Source organism: Polaromonas sp. CT11-55 (assembly GCF_047303325.1).
Taxonomy (GTDB): domain Bacteria; phylum Pseudomonadota; class Gammaproteobacteria; order Burkholderiales; family Burkholderiaceae_C; genus Polaromonas.
In genome coordinates, this window is record NZ_JBKBEX010000002.1 from 101,891 (window position 1) to 116,935 (window position 15,045).

Genomic DNA, 15,045 nt, shown 5'->3' on the forward strand with positions numbered 1-15,045 from the left:
CACCAACGGAAGCTCCCAACTCCGGATTTTTCTTATGACCCAGCACGCTCCCCTCATCATTGATATCGCCGGCCATGCGCTCACCAAGGCCGACCGCCGGCGCCTGAAACACCCGCTGACCGGCGGCATCATCCTGTTCGCCCGCAACTGGAAGGATCGCCGGCAGCTGTCCGACCTGTGCGCAGAGATCAAGGACATCCGCGAGGATTTGCTGATCTGCGTGGACCACGAAGGTGGCCGCGTGCAGCGCTTCAAGACCGACGGCTTTACCCATCTGCCGCCCATGCGCGAGCTGGGCCTGCTGTGGATGAAAGACCAGCTGGCCGCCACCAATGCCGCGACCGCCTGCGGTTATGTGCTGGGCGCCGAGCTGCGCGCCTGCGGCGTCGACTTCAGCTTCACGCCGGTGCTGGACCTGGACTATGGCGAGAGCGGCGTGATCGGCGACCGCGCCTTCGGTCGCGACCCGCGCGTTGTCACGCTGCTGGCCAAGAGCCTGATGCACGGCCTGTTGCAGGCCGGCGTCGCTAACTGCGGCAAGCACTTCCCCGGCCATGGTTTTGTCAAGGCCGACTCCCACACCGACATCCCCGTCGACAAGCGCAGCCTCAAGGCCATACTGGCCGACGATGCAGCGCCTTACGGTTGGCTCAACACCACGCTCAGCAGTGTGATGCCCGCCCATGTGATCTATCCCAAGGTTGATGCCCGGCCGGCCGGTTTCTCCAGCCAGTGGCTCAATTTCATCCTGCGCAGCCAGCTGGGCTTCGGCGGCGCGATTTTCAGCGACGACCTCAGCATGGCCGGTGCCCGCCTGATAGACGGCAAGGAAGTGAGCTACACCGAGGCGGCCGTCACGGCACTCAACGCCGGCTGCGACATGGTGCTGCTGTGCAATCAGTCCGTCGGCGAGGGCCAGCCCGTCGACGAACTGCTGGACGGCATGTCCGAGGCCCTGCTCAAGGGCCAATGGGAAGCCATGGAGGCCAGCGAGTTGCGGCGCCTGGCCTTGTTGCCGCAGGGCAGGGCGTTTGGCTGGGATGAGCTGATGGTGCAGCCGGCGTATATGCACGCGCTGGGGCTGATTCCCTGACGCTGCCGACCCTGGACCTCAGGCGGCCTGGCTTCCCGGCCAGGCCAGCTTTCCCACCGCGTCCATGTGCGTGAGGTAGACGCGCAAATCAAACTCGTACTGGTGGTACTGCGGCTCCATGTGCGTGCACAACTGGTAGAAAGCCTTGTCATGGGCTTTTTCCTTGATGTGAGCTAGCTCATGTACCGTGATCATGCGCAGAAATTCTGCGGGCACATCCTTGAACAAGGTGGCGACGCGGATCTCGCGTTTGGCCTTGAGCTTGTTGCCCTGCACGCGTGACACAGCCGTGTGCGTGCCCAGTGCGTGGGCGATCACGTGGAGCTTGCTGTCGAAAGCCACCTTGGACAAAGGCTCGGAGCTGCGCAGGAAATCGTTCTTGAGATCCATCACGTAGTCGTATAGCGCCTTGTCGGTCCGCACGCCGTGGCCCTGGGGGTATTTGGCGAGCAGCACCTCGCCGAGCCGGCCCTTGTCCAGCAATTGCTGAACCTGGGTCTGCAGGTTGTCCGGGTAGCCGGCGAGGTATTTGAGCGGTGCCATGAATTCTTAAACCCAGCATGAGCCGCGGAGCCGGCTTTGCCGGGCCGCAGGGCGGGCGCCCCCCTCGGGGGGGGCAGCGCATTACACGAAGTGAAAAGCGTGGGGGCTAGCTTTCGCGGCGAAGGGCGGGGAAGAGGATCACATCGCGAATACTGGGGCTGTCGGTCAGCAGCATCATCAGGCGGTCAATGCCCACGCCGCAGCCGCCGGTGGGGGGCATGCCGTATTCGAGGGCGCGCACGAAGTCGTGGTCGTAGAACATGGCTTCGTCGTCGCCGCTGTCCTTGGCCGCGACCTGGGCATTGAAGCGGGCGGCCTGCTCTTCGGCGTCGTTGAGCTCGCTGAAACCGTTGCCGAATTCGCGGCCGGTGATGTAGAGCTCAAAGCGCTCGGTCACTTCGGGCCGGCTGTCGTTGGCGCGCGCCAGCGGCGAGATTTCCGTCGGGTGTTCCATGATGAAGGTGGGCTGCCAGAGCTTTTCTTCGACCAATTCCTCGAAGTACAGCACCTGCAGGCTGGCCAGCGAGCGCGTCGAGAGACGGTCTTTTTCCTCGTTCATGCCTAGTTTTTTGAGGGCATTGGTCAGCCAGGCGGCGTCGTCGACATGGTCGCCGGCTTCGGTATGCTTGAGGATGGCTTCGCGTATCGTGAGGCGGGCAAAGGGTTTGGCGAGGTCGACTTTTTCTTCCTTGCCGCCGTAGCTCAGCTGCAGCGTGCCCACGGCCTTTTGCGCGGCGTCGCGGATCAGCGCCTCGGTGAAGTCCATCAGGTCGTTGTAGTCCCAGTAAGCTGCATAAAACTCCATCATGGTGAATTCTGGGTTGTGCCGCACCGAGATGCCTTCGTTGCGGTAGCTGCGGTTGATCTCGAAGACACGGTCAAAACCACCGACGATCAGGCGCTTGAGGTAGAGCTCGGGCGCGATGCGCAGGAACATCTCCTGGTCCAGCGCATTGTGGTGCGTCTTGAAGGGTTTGGCATTGGCGCCGCCCGGGATGGGGTGCAGCATGGGCGTCTCGACCTCGAGGAAGTCGTGCTTGACCATGAATTCGCGGATCGAGCTGACGGCCTTGCTGCGCGCGGTGAATCGCTTGCGCGCCTGCTCGTCGGTGATCAGGTCGACATAGCGCTGGCGGTATTTCTGTTCCTGGTCGGCCATGCCGTAAAAATCGCCGGGCAGGGGACGCAGGCTCTTGGTCAGCAGGCGCACGCTGGTGGCGTGGATGGACAGCTCGCCGGTTTTGGTCTTGAAGACCTTGCCTTCGGCCGCCACGATATCGCCCAGGTCCCAGTGCTTGAAGGCGGCATACAGTTCTTCGCCGATCTCGTCGCGCGTGAGGAAAATCTGGATACGCCCGGTGCTGTCCTGCAGGGTGGCAAAACTCGCCTTGCCCATCACGCGCTTGAGCATCATGCGGCCGGCGATCTTCGCCGGAATCGCCTCGGCGGCCAGTGCCTCGCCGTCCTTGTCATCGTGCGCGGCGTGCAGCTTGGCCGCATGGTCGGTCGGCTTGAAGTCGTTCGGGAAGGCCACGCCTTTGCCGTCCGCCTGATTTTTTCGCAGGGCCTTGAGCTTTTCGCGACGCTCGATGATCAACTGGTTTTCGTCTTGCGGGGGGATGGACATAAGGTCAAGGTTCCGGAAAAAGGTCAAAAGATGTCGGGCGCCCCGCCCACGTGGGGTGGGAGCTGGAAAGCGCCGAATTGTCGATTTTAAGTGACGCGGGCGTTTTGGCCCGGATGCCTGAAAACGCGTGTCTGGCGGTCAGAGCGCGATGCCGGTGCGCTCCAGGATGTCGCTCACCAGTTCCAGCCGCATCAGGGGGTTGTCCAGCTGCATCAGGCGTTGCTTGAGCTCCAGGGGGATGGGCAGCAGTTCGCACCAGCGGTTGGAAACCCAGCCGCAGTCGTCCAGCCGGTAGGGCGACTGCAGCGGCATCTGGGCCTGCGGTATGTCGCGCACCTGCAGGCTTTTGATCAGCCTGCCCAGCGCGTCGGCCGCGGCTTGCAGGTCGGGTGGAATGGCGACGGGCTGGTCGTCTTCCAGCCGGGTGACGTCGGCGATCCACAGGCCGTGCTTGAGTTTTTTGCGACGGGAGATTTCAAAGCGCTGCGCGCCGGTGCAGCGTATGGCCATCAGGCCCGGCTGGGGGATGGAAAATTCGGTGATGGTGGCCAGGGTGCCTACGCTGCTGAAGATCTCGTGCGCAAAGCCGTCGCCCGTAGGGGCAGCGGCATCGGCGGGGCGGCGGACCTCAGACCCTTCGATGAGCGAAACCACACCGAAGGGGGCGCCGGCCTTGTGGCATTTGCCGATCATGTCGAGGTAGCGGACCTCGAAAATGCGCAGCGGCAGCACACCGCCGGGGTACAGCACCGCACCCAGCGGAAACAGGGGAAGGGAGCTCAGGGTCAAGGCTTCTGACATGGTCTCATCGTGCTCTGGGGTGCCGTGAACCACATCATCCCATGTGACCCGCGCTGCGAACTTTTCGTGCGGCTAATACGCCTTGCTTGAGGGGCTTTTCGGGGGGTAGGGCTTACCGGTTTTTCAGCTGACGGCATCCGCCGGCTGGCGCAGCAGCATGGCCAGCGAGTTGGCCACGGTCTTGCGCAGTTCCCTGCGGTCGCAAATGAAGTCGATCGCGCCCTTGGTCTGCAGGAACTCGGCGCGCTGGAAACCTTCCGGCAGCGTCACGCGCACGGTCGATTCAATCACGCGCGGGCCGGCAAAACCGATCAAGGCCTTGGGCTCGGCAATGACCACGTCGCCGACAAACGCGAAGCCGGCGCTCACCCCGCCCATGGTCGGGTCGGTCAGCACGCTGATGTAAGGCAGGCCTTTTTTGGCCAGGCGCGTCAGGGCGGCGTTGGTTTTGGCCATCTGCATGAGGCTGAGCAGGCCTTCCTGCATGCGCGCGCCGCCGGTGGCGGTAAAGCAGATGAAAGGGACTTTTTGTTCAATGGCCGCGTGCACGCCGCGCACAAAGCGCTCGCCCACCACGCTGCCCATGCTGCCGCCCATGAAGTCGAACTCAAAGCAGGCCACGACCACACCTATGCTGTGCACCGCGCCGCCCATGACGACCAGCGCATCGGTTTCCTGGGTGTTTTCCAGGGCTTCCTTGAGGCGCTCGGGGTATTTGCGGCTGTCCTTGAATTTCAGGGCGTCAACCGGCAGCACTTCCTGGCCCAGCTCGTAGCGGCCTTCCGGGTCCAGGAAGGCGTCCAGCCGCGCACGCGCGCCTATGCGGTGGTGGTGGCTGCACTGCGGGCAGACGTTCTGGTTTTTTTCCAGGTCGGTCTTATAGAGCACCGCTTCGCAGCTCGGGCATTTGATCCAGAGGCCCTCGGGCACCTGGCGGCGTTCCGTCGGGTCGGTGGGGCTGATTTTTGGGGGGAGAAGTTTTTCTAGCCAAGACATGAAGTCAGTCCTTTTGGTGTCGGGCGGCGCCTGGGGCTTGCCGGGCGAAAAGCGCAATTATGCGCCGGTTTGCCCGGTCTCCGGCCCAACGCCGGCCCGCTTGAAAGTCAGTCCAAAGCAGTACGGATTTCCTGCAAAAACGCCTGCGCGGTGGCGGCCACCTTGTCACGCGGCTGGTTTTCGATCAACTGGATGATTTTGCTGCCTATGACCACGGCGTCGGCCACCTTGCCGATGGCTTTGGCCGTGGCGGCGTCGCGTATGCCGAAGCCCACGCCCACGGGCACGCTCACATGCTTGCGTATGCGCGGCAGCGTGGCCTCAACGGCCGCCACATCCAGCGTGCCGGCGCCCGTCACGCCTTTGAGCGAGACGTAGTACACATAACCGCTGGCAACCTCGGCCACCTGGGTCATGCGGGCGTCCGTGCTGGTGGGCGCCAGCAAAAAGATCAAATCCATGTTGTGCGCGCGCAGCCGGGCGGCGAATTCCACGCATTCCTCGGGCGGGTAATCGACGATGAGCACGCCGTCCACGCCGGCCTGGGCCGCATCGCGGATGAAGGCGCTTTCCGTCTTGCTGCCACCGTGCTTGATGTCGTAGCGCTCCACCGGGTTGGCGTAGCCCATCAGGACCACCGGCGTGTTGCTGTCTTTGCTGCGGAACTGGCGCACCATGTCCAGCACCTGGGCCAGGCCTATGCCGAAGGACAGGGCCTTGTCGCCGGCTTTCTGGATCACCGGGCCGTCGGCGCTGGGGTCGGAGAAGGGCACGCCCAACTCGATCACGTCGGCGCCGCCGGCCACCATGGCATGCATCAGCTCCGGTGTGACGTCGGCAAAGGGAAAGCCCGCGGTGACGTAAGGAATCAAGGCCTTGCGGCCCTGGCTTTTCAACGTGGAGAAAGTGGCGGCAATACGGCTCATGACTGCACCCCGCTGCCCTTGGCACCGCTGGCATCGAACGAGGCGGCCGAAGCCGTGCCACCCTTGACGGACAGGCCACGCATGGACGGCCGGTCGTAGAAGTCGGCGCCCGAGAGGTCGGCCACCGTGCCTATGTCCTTGTCGCCCCGCCCCGAAAGGCAGACGAGCAGGCTCTGGTCGCTGCGCATGCTGCGCGCCATCTTCATGGCGCAGGCCACGGCATGGCTGGACTCCAGCGCGGGAATGATGCCTTCGGTGCGGCACAGGTAATGGAAGGCCTCCAGGGCTTCCTTGTCGGTGATACCGACGTATTCGGCGCGGCCTATGTCCTTGAGAAAGGCGTGTTCCGGGCCCACGCCGGGGTAGTCGAGCCCGGCGCTGATGCTGTGGGTCTCTGTGACCTGGCCGTCCTCGTTTTGCAGCACATAAGTGCGATTGCCGTGCAGCACGCCGGGCAGGCCGCGCTGCAGCGAGGCCGAGTGTTTGCCGCTTTCCAGGCCCTCACCGGCGGCCTCGACACCGATCAACCGGGTTTTGGCGTGCTGGATATAGGGGTGGAAGATGCCCATGGCATTGCTGCCGCCGCCCACGCAGGCGATCACCGCGTCGGGTTGCTTGTTGCCGATGAATTCCGGCATCTGCTGCAGGCATTCGGCGCCTATCACGCTCTGGAAGTCGCGCACCATCATGGGGTAGGGGTGGGGCCCCGCCACCGTACCAATGATGTAGAAGGTGTTGTCCACATTGGCGACCCAGTCGCGCATGGCCTCGTTGAGCGCGTCTTTCAGCGTCTTGCTGCCGCTTTCGACCGGCACCACCGTGGCGCCCAGCAGGTTCATGCGGTAGACATTGGGGCTTTGGCGCTTGACGTCTTCGCTGCCCATGTAAACCACACATTCCAGGCCGTAGCGCGCACAGATGGTGGCGGTGGCCACGCCGTGCTGGCCGGCGCCGGTCTCGGCGATGACGCGCGGCTTGCCCATGCGGCGCGCCAGCATGGCCTGGCCTATGGTGTTGTTGATCTTGTGCGCGCCGGTGTGGTTGAGGTCTTCGCGCTTCAAGTAAATCTGCGCGCCGCCCTGTTCACGGCTCATGCGCGCGGCATGGTAGATCGGGGAAGGGCGGCCCACGAAATGCGCCAGCTCGGAATGGAATTCGGCGATGAATTCCGGGTCGTGCTGGTATTTGGCGTAGGCGGCCTTGAGTTCGTTGATCGCGTGGGTCAGCGTTTCCGAAACGAAACTGCCGCCGTAAATTCCGAAATGGCCTGAAGCGTCAGGCTGGTGGTACTCGTACATGATGGGGACTCTTTGCAAGTAACTCGTCGGCGGCGCGCACGGCCGCGACGAACTGGTTGATTTTGTCGGCGCTTTTGATTCCCTTGGAAATCTCGACGCCGGAACTGACATCAACGGCCAGCGTTGTGCAACGCGGCCTGACTTGCGAAATGCCATCGATCACGTTTGCAGGCGTCAATCCACCAGACAAAACGAGGTGAGCGTTGACGTTTGGAGGAAGAAGTGACCAATTGAATGTTTTCCCGCCGCCGCCGTAACCCTCGACATGGGCGTCGAGGAGGATGGCTTGTGCGGCCTTGAAGTCCTGGGCGTATTTTACGAGATCAAAGCCGCCCGGGTTGCCCGAGGTGTTTTCGGCGGCTTTTTCATCAAGCGGAATGCGCGCGGCGCGCATGAAAGGCCGGCCGGCCTGCAGGCAGGTTTCTGGCGTTTCGTCGCCGTGGAATTGCAGGAAAGCCGTGGGCATGAGGGCGCAGGCAGCGCTGATGCGGGCCGCGGGCGCATTGACGAAGAGCAGCACCGGGGTCACAAAGGGCGGCAGGCGGCGGGCCAGTTCGGCGGCGCGTTCGGCCGTCACATGGCGCGGGCTGGCCTCGTACATCACAAAGCCGACCGCATCGGCCCCGGCGGCCACGGCGGCATCCACGTCTTCCTCGCGGGTCAGGCCGCAAATCTTGATGCGGGTACGGGTAGGGGGAATGGGTGTCATGGCAGCCAATCATAGGCCGCTGCGTGGGCCGGCAGGCCATAGTGGTCTTCATACACCGGCCCCAGGAAATACAGGCCGTCCGGCGAAAACGTCGGCGCAGCGGCGTCGCGGCTGCGCGCGGCCATCACGCCGGCCAGCCAGTCCGGCGGGTAGCTGCCCTGGCCTATGGCGACCAGGCAGCCCATGATGTTGCGGATCATGTGGTGCAAAAAGGCGTTGGCTTCGAACTCAAAGCGCCAGTACCGGGCTCCGGTTTCTCCACGGTGCGAGATCGTGATGCGGTTGATGGTTTTGACCGGGGACTTGGCTTGGCATTGCGCGGCCCGGAAGGAGCTGAAATCATGCTCGCCGACCAGATGGGTGGCGGCCTGGCGCATGGCCGCCTCGTCCAGAGGCCGGTAGACCCAGCCGACGCGCCCGGCTTCCACGCTGGGGCGCACCGGCGACTCCAGCACCACGTAGGCATAGCGGCGGGCGATGGCGCTGCCGCGGCAATGGAATTCGTCCGGGACTTCGCGTGCCCACTGCACGGCGATGTCGGCCGGCAAGAAAGCATTGGTGCCGCGTACCCAGGAGGCGATGTCGCGCTGCAACAGGGTGTCGAAGTGCACAACCTGCATAAGGCCGTGCACGCCTGCGTCGGTGCGGCCGGCGCACAGGGTGCGTATGGGCTGGGCGGCGAACTTGCCGAGCGCCAGCTCCAGCTTGTCCTGGATGGTGTTGCCCGAAAGCTGGCTCTGCCAGCCTTCGTAGCCGCTGCCGCTGTAGCTGATGCCGAGTGCGATCCTCACAGGCGGGCACGCAGTGAACGCAGCGCGTTCAGGCTGCGCTCACGACAGGGCGTTCAGGAAGGCCTGCGCCTTGACCTTCAGCGGGCCTTTGGCTTCGGCCATTACCTCTTCGGCCAGGGACCTGGCGCCATCGGAATCGCCGAGCGAACGGAATTCCTCAGCCAGCAGGAATTTGGTTTCCAGCGGGTCTCCGGACATGGACAAGGCTTCCTCGGGATGGGCGGGGCTTTCCGTGGTGGGGCCGTTCAGGTCCAGCGACAGCGAACCGAGGTCGAACTCCAGCATGCCGTTGTCAGCCGCCGGTGCCGGTGCCGGTGCTGGCGCAGGGGCCGGCGCGGGCGCCGCCGCTTTCACGGGGGCGGGTGCCGGTTTGGGCGCCGGAGTGAACGGTTCGGGCGTGAAATTCAGGCCTTCGTCGAGGAAAGACGCGTCGGCTGCGGCTGCGGCGGGTTTGGCGGCCGTCTGGAGCGCCACCGTGGCGCTGCTGAAATCCATGTTCAGGGCAGCGGGTTCCGGCGCCTTCATGGCCGCCGTGGGCTCGACGCGCACGGGTGCCGGCGGCGGAGGCGGCGGGGCCGAGATGGCTGCCGGCGTGGTCGGCTCACTGGGTTCGTCACCGAGTGAGAAGTCCAGGTCGAGGTCGACATCCACCGATGGCGTGGGCGCGGGGACATGCACCGGCTGTGCCACCATGGCCACGGTGCCGCCCGGGCTGAAGGCGGAGGTGCTGCCGCCATGGCCGGCGCCGGCGGGCTGCCCGCCCGGCTGGTACATCGGGTTGGCGGGGTCGAGTTCACGGCCCATTTCGGTGATGTAGGCCCACTCGGGACCGCTGCCGTGGGTGAGGTTGAATGCCTCGATGGCGACAGTCTCAAACGCCTTGCTGTCGCGGCGCTTGGCGTAGATTTCCATCAGCTTGGCATGGATGGCCACGCGCATCGGGCTGGTGCGCATGGCTTCCTTGAGGATTTCCTCGGCCTGCAGGTCGCGTCCATAGGCCAGGTACACATCGGCTTCGGCTACGGGGTCGACGTCGCCAGCGGCATCCAATTGACTGGGCGAATACACCAGGGACGAGCCTGTGGCGTTGCCTTCGTTCGTGTCAATCCTTTGGCCGCCGCTGGCGCCGAAAAAAGAATCGGGCTGCAGCCTGCTTTCGAGGAAGGAACTGTCGACCTGGGCCGCGCCGCCGCGCTGGCGGTAGCGGTAAAAGCCGAAACCGGCGAGCAGCAACAGAAGGCCACCAGCGATGGGCAGTATCAGCGGGTTGTCGAGCAGTTCGTCGATCAGGCTGGGTTCAGGTGGCGGCGGCGGTGCGGCCGCGGGTTTTTTGGCCGCAGCCACAGGAGCTGGTGTGACCGCAGCGCTGGCGGCGGGCGTGGACTGGGAAGCTGCGGCCACCGGGGATGCGCTAGTGGCGGCCTCGGAGGCTGCCGATGCGGGAGCTGACGCGGCGGCCGCCGGCACACTGCTGGCGGCGGGCGTCGGCGGCGCGACGGCGGCAACAGCCGGGGCTGGTGCCGACATGGTGGCCGGGATGGATGCGGGTGCCGCAGGGGTAACTGCTGCGGCAGGAGCCGGTGCAGGCACGATGGCGGGCGCGGGAACGGCGACGCCGGGGGCTTTGGCCGCACTGGCTGCGGGCGCTGCCGTGGGAGCGGCGCCCAGCTTGTTCAGTTCGCTGATGTTCTTGGACAGTTCGGCCACCCGCGTGGAGGCTTCCTTGGCCTGGCGTTCCTTGGCGATCTTGTCTTCGGCCGCCGTCGGAGCTGCCTTGCCCTGGACCGCTCCCTTGGAGAGAGTCAGCTTGTCGGGTGTGCTGCTGGCGGGCGCGCGGTCTTCGACCTTGGCCTGCACCTTGCCGCCGGCCTGGCGGTCGGCGCTGGCCACCTGGGTGGCCGGCACGCCTTCGGCCAGTTTGCGGCGGAAGCTGTTGAAGTCCTTGCTTTGCGCGACGATAGTCTGGCTGGCTTCACCGGCGCTTATCGCGCCGGCGGTTTCGGCGCTCGGGATGTCCAGCACGGCACCGGATTTGATGCGGTTCACATTGCCGCCGATGAAGGCGTCCGGATTGCTGCGCAGCAGGGCCACCAGCATCTGGTCCAGCGACACGCTGGCGGGCTTGTTCTGGGCGGCGATCTTGCCGGCGGTGTCGCCGCTTTTGACGGTGACTTGTTTATCTCCGCCGGCGGGCACTTTCTCGAGTGGCGCGGCTGGAGCCTTGGCGACCGGCGCGGACCGGGTGCTGGGGCCGGCGGGGGGGGAATAGGGAATGGACGCAATGCCCTTGGCGGGCGGCGCCGCGGGACGGGACGACAGGACCGGCGCGGTGGGCGCGGCTGCAGTGCTGCCCGAGCGCAGGGCCGGCGGGTCGAACAGCATGGTGTAGTCGCGCGTGATACGGCCGTTGGCCCAGCTGGCTTCCAGGATCAGGTCGACAAACGGCTCGGTGACGGGGCGGCTGCTGCTCAGGCGCAGAAAGGAGCGGCCGTCGGAGCGCCGCTGCAGGCTGACCTCGACGCCGGAAACCACGCTGCCGTATTCAAGCCCTGCGGCCTTGAAGGTGTCGGGCGGAGCCACGCCGGCCTTGAGGCTGGATGCTTCCTCGGGCCTGATGTCGGCGATTTCGATTTCAGCGCGAAGGGGCTCACCCAATGCGGACTGAACTGTGATTCGGCCCAGCGCGAGCGCGTGGGCTTCCAGACTTGCCAGGCTGCCAAGCAGTGCAATGGCACTTGCCAGGGCGCCTATGCGCCAACGACCGCGATTATTCATGGGGTTGTGAGCCTCCAGTGCTCGGTCTGCATGTAACTTTATTCTGCTTATGCGCACAAAAACCTCGATGCGAATTTTCGAAAAACAACCTTAACATCAAGGCATTAGGCTGACAAGCTAAGACACCACTTAAGTTTTGACACAGCGAGTTAGCAGCAACTTACAAGTTTCGGATGTTGTCTGACGACAACGTCCTGTGACATGTAGTTACTGATGGGCGGCTGTATGTTGGCAGTCGCTCACCTCCATTATTTCAGGCCTGTAGCAGGATGCGCAGCATGCGGCGCAGTGGCTCGGCGGCGCCCCACAGCAGCTGGTCGCCCACCGTGAACGCACCCAGGTAGTCGGGGCCCATGGCCAGCTTGCGCAGGCGGCCCACAGGGATCTGCATGGTGCCGGTGACGGCCACGGGCGTGAGGTCCTTGATGGAGGCTTCGCGCGTGTTGGGTACGACTTTGACCCACTCGTTGTCGGCCGCGATCATGGCCTCGATGTCGGCCAGCGGCACGTCCTTCTTGAGCTTGAAGGTCAGCGCCTGGCTGTGGCAGCGCATCGCGCCTATGCGCACGCAGAAGCCGTCCACAGGGGTTTCGGCCGTGCCGAAGCTGGCGCCCTGGCCGAGGATCTTGTTGGTCTCCGCGCCGCCTTTCCACTCTTCCTTGCTCATGCCGTTGCCCAGGTCCTTGTCGATCCAGGGTATGAGGGAGCCGCCCAGCGGCACACCGAAGTTGGCGGTTTCGTCGCTACTCAGTGATTGCTGCTTGGCCAGCACGCGGCGGTCGATTTCCAGGATGGCTGATTTCGGGTCGTCCAGCAGGGCGCGGACTTCGGTGTTGAGGGTGCCGTATTGCGTCAGCAGCTCTCGCATGTGCTGGGCGCCGCCGCCGGACGCCGCCTGGTAGGTCATGCTGGTCATCCACTCGACCAAGCCGGCCTTGTACAGCGCACCCACACCCATCAGCATGCAACTGACCGTGCAGTTGCCGCCAATCCAGTTCGTGCCGCCCTTGGCCATGGCGTTCTGGATGACCGGCAGGTTCACCGGGTCCAGGATGATGACGGCGTCGTTGTTCATGCGCAGCGTGGAGGCCGCGTCTATCCAGTGGCCGGTCCAGCCGGCCGCGCGCAGCTTGGGGAAGACCTCGGAGGTGTAGTCGCCGCCCTGGGCCGTGATGATGACGTCGCACTTCTTGAGCGCTTCAATGTCAAAGGCGTTTTTGAGCGTGGTCTCATTCTTCGCCTGGGCGGGGGCTTTGCCGCCCGCATTGGAGGTCGAGAAGAACACCGGTTCGATCAGGTCGAAGTCGCCCTCGGCCTGCATGCGGTCGATCAGCACCGAGCCGACCATGCCACGCCAGCCGACGAGCCCTGTGAGATTGCCTTTGAGTTTCATTGGAACTGCCCCTTCAAAAAGTCAAAAATATGGCTTTTGGGCCCGGCTCATCGAGCCGGCAGGGGCACGACGAACCAGGCTTGCTAGCCTTTAATGGTGGTCGTTTTGGTGATCTGGGCAAAAACCGGCGCGCCATGACCCGCGCGCAGGGCGGCGGGGCAATGGGTGAAAGCGGGGTTTTTGCGCATAGGTGTCGATTGTAGCCAGGCTTGGCTTTAGCGGGGCTGACAACCGCCCCAAACCTGTGTTTTGACGCCGGTTTGAGGTGGTTTGCTGCAAAAAAACGTCAGGCCAAGGCTTTGACCACGGCATCACCCATCTGCACCGTGCCGACCTTGGTCGTGCCTTCGCTGTAAATGTCGGGTGTGCGCAGGCCCTGGCTCAGCACGGCGTCCACGGCTTTTTCGATGCGGGCGGCGGCTTCGGGCTGGTTCAGGCTGAAGCGCAGCATCATGGCCGCGCTCAAAATCGTTGCCAGCGGATTCGCCACGCCCTTGCCGGCGATGTCGGGCGCGCTGCCGTGGCTGGGCTCGTACAGGCCCTGGTTTTTGTCGTTGAGGCTGGCCGAGGGCAGCATGCCTATGGAGCCGGTCAGCATGGCGGCGGCGTCGCTGAGGATGTCGCCGAACATATTGCCGGTGACGACCACGTCAAACTTCTTGGGCGCCTTGACCAGCTGCATGGCGGCGTTGTCCACATACATGTGGTCCAGCGCGACGTCGGGGTATTGCGTGCCGACTTCGGTGACCACGTCTTTCCAGAGCTGGAAGGTTTCCAGCACATTGGCCTTGTCGACGCTGGTCACGCGCTTGCCGCGTTTGCGGGCAGCCTGGAAGGCGACGTGGGCAATGCGTTCGATCTCGGGGCGCGAATAACGCATGGTGTCAAAAGCCTCTTCCGAACCGGGAAAGTGGCCGTCGGGTGAAACGCGGCGGCCGCGCGGCTGGCCGAAATAGATGTCGCCGGTCAGCTCGCGGATGATGAGGATGTCCAGGCCGGACACCAGTTCGCGCTTGAGGCTGGAGGCATCCACCAGTTGCGCGTAGCAGATTGCCGGGCGGAAGTTGGCGAACAGGCCCAGGTTCTTGCGCAGGCCCAGGATGGCTTGCTCGGGCCGCAGCGGCCGGTCCAGCTTGTCGTATTTCCAGTCACCCACCGCGCCGAACAGCACGGCGTCGGCCTCCTTGGCGAGCTTGAGCGTGGCCTCGGGCAGCGGGTGGCCGTGGGCCTCGTAGGCGGCGCCACCGACCAGCGCGCTTTCGGTTTCGAACTTCAGGTCCAGGGCCTTCAGGACCTTGACGGCCTCGGCGACGATTTCGGTGCCAATGCCGTCACCCGGCAGGATTGCGATTTTCATGGTGCTGTCTTTGAATGGCTGCGCGCCCTCCATATGAGGCGGCTCGCAGCGTATGCGTGAAAAGGAAAAGAAAAGGGTGTTTAGCCCGCGACGGTGTGGTTCAGCCAGGGTTTGGTTGCCAGGCGCTCGGCTTCAAAGGCCTTGATCTTGTCGCTCTGGCGCAGAGTCAGGCCGATGTCGTCCAGGCCGTTGAGCAGGCAGTATTTGCGGAAAGCCTGCACCTCGAAGGGGAGCTCCCCGCCCTGCGGCTTGACGATCACCTGGCGCTCCAGGTCCACCGTCAGCTGGTAGCCGGGAAAGGCCAGCGCCTCGTCGAACAGCTGGGCCACCTGCGCTTCGGGCAACACGATGGGCAGCAGGCCGTTCTTGAAGCTGTTGTTGAAGAAGATATCGGCGTAGCTGGGCGCGATGATGGCGCGAAAGCCGTATTGGTCCAGCGCCCAGGGTGCGTGTTCGCGCGAAGAGCCGCAGCCGAAATTCTTGCGTGCCAGCAGGATGGAGGCGCCCGCGTAGCGCGGCTGGTTCAGCACGAAGTCGGGGTTGGGCTTGCGCGTGGCGGGGTCCTGGCCGGGAAAGCCCGCGTCCAGGTAGCGCCATTCGTCAAACAGGTTGGGGCCGAAGCCGGTCTTGCGGATGGACTTGAGGAATTGCTTGGGAATGATGGCGTCGGTGTCGACGTTCTCGCGGTCCATGGGCGCAACCAGGCCCTTGTGTACGATGAATTTTTTCATTGCAT

13 protein-coding genes are annotated in these 15,045 nt (G+C 64.3%); 1 reads left to right on the forward strand and 12 read right to left on the reverse strand.

All coding sequences use genetic code 11. The features are described 5' to 3' along the window. Positions 1-34: 34 nt before the first annotated feature. Positions 35-1,093 (forward strand): beta-N-acetylhexosaminidase, encoded by a 1,059-nt coding sequence (gene nagZ / locus ACEN8I_RS02270; RefSeq protein WP_074577663.1) that lies wholly within the window; start codon positions 35-37, stop codon positions 1,091-1,093. Between the two features lie 18 nt (positions 1,094-1,111). Here the strand turns inward: nagZ and ACEN8I_RS02275 are convergent, their stop codons facing one another. The 12 genes from ACEN8I_RS02275 to leuD all read right to left on the reverse strand — a co-directional run bounded on the left by ACEN8I_RS02275 (position 1,112) and on the right by leuD (position 15,040). Then, the gene (locus tag ACEN8I_RS02275; RefSeq protein ID WP_413325843.1) at positions 1,112-1,636 is read right to left on the reverse strand and encodes a YgjP-like metallopeptidase domain-containing protein; all 525 of its coding nucleotides are present in this window, start codon (positions 1,634-1,636) and stop codon (positions 1,112-1,114) included. Between the two features lie 106 nt (positions 1,637-1,742). After that, positions 1,743-3,263 carry a lysine--tRNA ligase gene (gene lysS / locus ACEN8I_RS02280; protein WP_413325845.1) on the reverse strand — a complete coding sequence of 507 codons (1,521 nt, stop codon included), beginning with the start codon at positions 3,261-3,263 and terminating at the stop codon, positions 1,743-1,745. Between the two features lie 138 nt (positions 3,264-3,401). Further along, positions 3,402-4,064, reverse strand: coding sequence for an LON peptidase substrate-binding domain-containing protein (locus ACEN8I_RS02285; protein ID WP_413325848.1), 663 nt, complete (start codon positions 4,062-4,064; stop codon positions 3,402-3,404). Positions 4,065-4,187: 123 nt separating this feature from the next. Next, a complete protein-coding gene (accD, locus tag ACEN8I_RS02290; RefSeq protein WP_007866591.1) occupies positions 4,188-5,060 on the reverse strand; it encodes an acetyl-CoA carboxylase, carboxyltransferase subunit beta in 873 nt (290 codons plus the stop codon). A gap of 107 nt (positions 5,061-5,167) precedes the next feature. Next, positions 5,168-5,986 carry a tryptophan synthase subunit alpha gene (trpA, locus tag ACEN8I_RS02295; protein WP_413325851.1) on the reverse strand — a complete coding sequence of 273 codons (819 nt, stop codon included), beginning with the start codon at positions 5,984-5,986 and terminating at the stop codon, positions 5,168-5,170. Further along, positions 5,983-7,284, reverse strand: coding sequence for a tryptophan synthase subunit beta (gene trpB, locus ACEN8I_RS02300; protein ID WP_413325853.1), 1,302 nt, complete (start codon positions 7,282-7,284; stop codon positions 5,983-5,985). The genes trpA and trpB overlap by 4 nt, the downstream gene beginning before the upstream one ends. Then, positions 7,262-7,993: a phosphoribosylanthranilate isomerase gene (locus tag ACEN8I_RS02305; RefSeq protein ID WP_413325855.1), complete on the reverse strand. Its 732-nt coding sequence runs from the start codon at positions 7,991-7,993 to the stop codon at positions 7,262-7,264. The genes trpB and ACEN8I_RS02305 overlap by 23 nt, the downstream gene beginning before the upstream one ends. After that, a complete protein-coding gene (gene truA, locus ACEN8I_RS02310) occupies positions 7,990-8,784 on the reverse strand; it encodes a tRNA pseudouridine(38-40) synthase TruA (protein ID WP_413325857.1) in 795 nt (264 codons plus the stop codon). Before truA ends, ACEN8I_RS02305 begins: the two co-directional genes overlap by 4 nt. 39 nt (positions 8,785-8,823) lie before the next feature. Continuing rightward, on the reverse strand, positions 8,824-11,559 hold the full coding sequence (locus ACEN8I_RS02315) for a FimV/HubP family polar landmark protein (RefSeq protein WP_413325859.1): 2,736 nt from the start codon (positions 11,557-11,559) through the stop codon (positions 8,824-8,826). A 253-nt stretch (positions 11,560-11,812) separates the two neighbouring features. Continuing rightward, positions 11,813-12,952, reverse strand: a complete 1,140-nt coding sequence (gene asd, locus ACEN8I_RS02320) for an aspartate-semialdehyde dehydrogenase (RefSeq protein ID WP_413325862.1) — start codon at positions 12,950-12,952, stop codon at positions 11,813-11,815. Positions 12,953-13,238: 286 nt separating this feature from the next. Next, positions 13,239-14,309 carry a 3-isopropylmalate dehydrogenase gene (gene leuB, locus ACEN8I_RS02325; RefSeq protein WP_413325865.1) on the reverse strand — a complete coding sequence of 357 codons (1,071 nt, stop codon included), beginning with the start codon at positions 14,307-14,309 and terminating at the stop codon, positions 13,239-13,241. An 80-nt stretch (positions 14,310-14,389) separates the two neighbouring features. After that, positions 14,390-15,040: a 3-isopropylmalate dehydratase small subunit gene (leuD, locus tag ACEN8I_RS02330; RefSeq protein ID WP_413325867.1), complete on the reverse strand. Its 651-nt coding sequence runs from the start codon at positions 15,038-15,040 to the stop codon at positions 14,390-14,392. Positions 15,041-15,045 lie beyond the last annotated feature (5 nt).